The organism is Clostridium sp. DSM 8431 (assembly GCF_900116755.1).
Taxonomy (GTDB): Bacteria; Bacillota; Clostridia; order Clostridiales; family Clostridiaceae; genus Clostridium.
This window is the reverse complement of record NZ_FPBY01000280.1, coordinates 1-2,444: the sequence shown is the minus strand read 5'-3', so window position 1 is coordinate 2,444 and position 2,444 is coordinate 1. Positions and strand designations below refer to the sequence as shown.

2 protein-coding genes and 2 pseudogenes are annotated in these 2,444 nt (G+C 28.7%); 3 read left to right on the top strand and 1 reads right to left on the bottom strand.

All coding sequences use genetic code 11. From position 1 onward, the window contains the following. Positions 1-265: 265 nt before the first annotated feature. A complete protein-coding gene (locus tag BM384_RS16685; RefSeq protein ID WP_175537442.1) occupies positions 266-1,171 on the top strand; it encodes an SGNH/GDSL hydrolase family protein in 906 nt (301 codons plus the stop codon). A 1-nt stretch (position 1,172) separates the two neighbouring features. Here BM384_RS16685 and BM384_RS18060 read toward each other — a convergent pair whose 3' ends face one another. Next, positions 1,173-1,583: a hypothetical protein gene (locus BM384_RS18060; protein WP_207650749.1), complete on the bottom strand. Its 411-nt coding sequence runs from the start codon at positions 1,581-1,583 to the stop codon at positions 1,173-1,175. Positions 1,584-1,903: 320 nt separating this feature from the next. Here BM384_RS18060 and tnpA point away from each other — a divergent pair. Beyond that, positions 1,904-2,174 (top strand): annotated as a pseudogene (tnpA, locus tag BM384_RS16675) (IS200/IS605 family transposase). Further along, positions 2,174-2,347 (top strand): annotated as a pseudogene (locus tag BM384_RS16670) (helix-turn-helix domain-containing protein); the annotation flags it as partial. The pseudogenes tnpA and BM384_RS16670, both read left to right, overlap by 1 nt. Positions 2,348-2,444: the final 97 nt, after the last annotated feature.

Below are 2,444 nucleotides of genomic sequence, written 5' to 3'. Positions count from 1 at the left end.
TACAATGGATAATCAGCAGGTAAGCTCTAAATAGGAGAAACTTCAACGACTATCCCTCCTGAGGGGAGTACACTACAAGCTATTGGTAGTGGAAGCGGGTAGACCTAAACAGGTAATGCTGTAGGATAAGATATAGTCTGTGCTTAATAGAAATATTAAGAAGTTCATAAGAGAACTGTATAAAAAGTAGCGTTTTTATGCGAACGATAACCTCAAAAACGATTAAAGTTAAGAACTACGGGGATAGCTTGGGTTTTCTTAGCACATTAGTGCTAAGAAAACCAAGAACACTGAGACTTTAGCGTGGGAGGTTCAGGGAAATATACAAGGGAGAATTAAGCTAAATAGGGATAGTAAAATTAGAATAGTTAATATAATGAGTGGGCTTAGTAATAAAGAACATGAAATCGTTATCTATAAGAGACAAGATGCGTGCCATTATTTTGATTTTTTAGGTATTATTCTTAATAAAGAAGGTGAAATTTTAGAATCAAAAGAAAGATGTAAAAGGCGTATAGAATGTTTTGGAGGTTCCTTAAGTAGTGGTGAACTTTGTGAACTAACAACAAGTATAGCAAAGAACCAATTAGAAAGTTATAAAGGAAAGAGTTCAAATGGATATTTTTCCTTTCCTTTAGTTCTTGGAAGATATTTGGGAGCTGAAGTTAATAATAATGCTCAAGGGGGATTGGCCTTGTTAAATGAGACAGGTTTCTTTAGAAGAGAAAGAAATTTAGGACTAGAATATACTTATGATAAATTAAGATATAATCCTGAGCTTGGGGAGTGTACAAAGTGGAATTTTAATGAATTTATACCCCATGTAGTAATTATAGAACTTGGGTTTCATGATAGTTATCCCTTTGGTAATATTAATGAAATAAAGAAAAATATTTGGAAAGAAAAATATAAGGGAATAATTAAGAGTTTAAGAGAAAAGTATCCTAAAGCACTATTTGTTTTAATAACTTCAATAGCCAAGCATGAAGAGATATGGGATAAGGCATTAACTGAAATTATATATGAACTTAATGATTCTAAAGTTGTTCAATATAAGTTTATTAGAAATGGAGTGCTTCCTTATGAACATCTAAAAGTGTCTTATGCTGCAGAAATGGCTCAGGAACTTTCAGAGTTTTTAATATCCTTTGGGGATGAAATATGGAAATAAATTAAATACTCTCTGCCAAAGGGTAGATTAAATATAATAAAGGCAGAGAATATTTGTTTTGATAAATTGTAAAGCTATTTATTTTTATGCCAATATAATAAGACAAATAAATTAAAGATAGAATTGCTGTGAATATAAGACTGCATATAATAAAAAAATTTTTATCTCCAGTTTTAATAAAGTTATTTATATACGGCAAAGTTATTTTGGAGAATTCTTTAGTAATTTGATTATTTATTATAGCTAGATTATCTATAGAAGAATTTTTATATTTTTCATTAAGTGTAAACCAAATCTTTAGGGTATAGTCTTCTGAAATATTATGAATAATAAAAGTATTATTTTGAATAGAGGAAGTAATATCAATATCATTAAGTAATATTTTATATACTACATAATTTTTATCAGGCATAAAATTAATATTAATAGTATCCAATCTATTAAAGGTTAAGGTTTCACCATTGTTTTTAACCTTATTTACAAGTACAGATCCGTCACCATAAATTAAAACTGTTACTTTATGCTTGGTAGGAACATTTAGTGAAATATCAATATTATACTTATATTTTTGAGGGGGAGGAGTAGTTGCACATATTAAAAAGGATAAAAATATAATAATTAATATAAATAAAATAGATTTTAACCTTAATGTGCGAAATTCTCCCATCTTCTAAAGTGGGAGATAGCACTTGAGGATAGTCAACAAGAGCAGTACAATATAATCAGTATCAAATGATAGAAGTGAGGAATAACAATTCAGTGTTCAAGTTATCGTATCACTTAGTATTGGTTATAAAATATCGTAGAAAAGTAATTGTTGATGATTATCCAATAGGTTAAAAGAAATATTTGAATATATTTCACCTAAGTACAGTGTAACTTTAGAAGAATGGAATCATGATAAAGACCATGTTCACGGAGTAGAAGCTATTGCTTATTAACTACTGGTGGAGCGCCTATTGAAATTGTGAGAAAACATATTGAAAATCAGGGAGTGAAATAATGCTTAAAGCCTATAAGTATAGAATATATCCAACAAGTGAACAAAGATTATATCTTGCTAAAACTTTTGGGTGTACTAGATTTATATATAATAAAATGTTAGCTGATAAAATAGAGTATTATAAAGAAACTGGTGAAATGTTAAAAAACACACCTGCACAATATAAAAAAGAATTGGCTGTATTATGGATAAAAGTGATAAAATATGTCAATCATCTTAACAAAGATTTTTTAGGAGATGATATATTTGAATTCGTATAGTTACAATGAA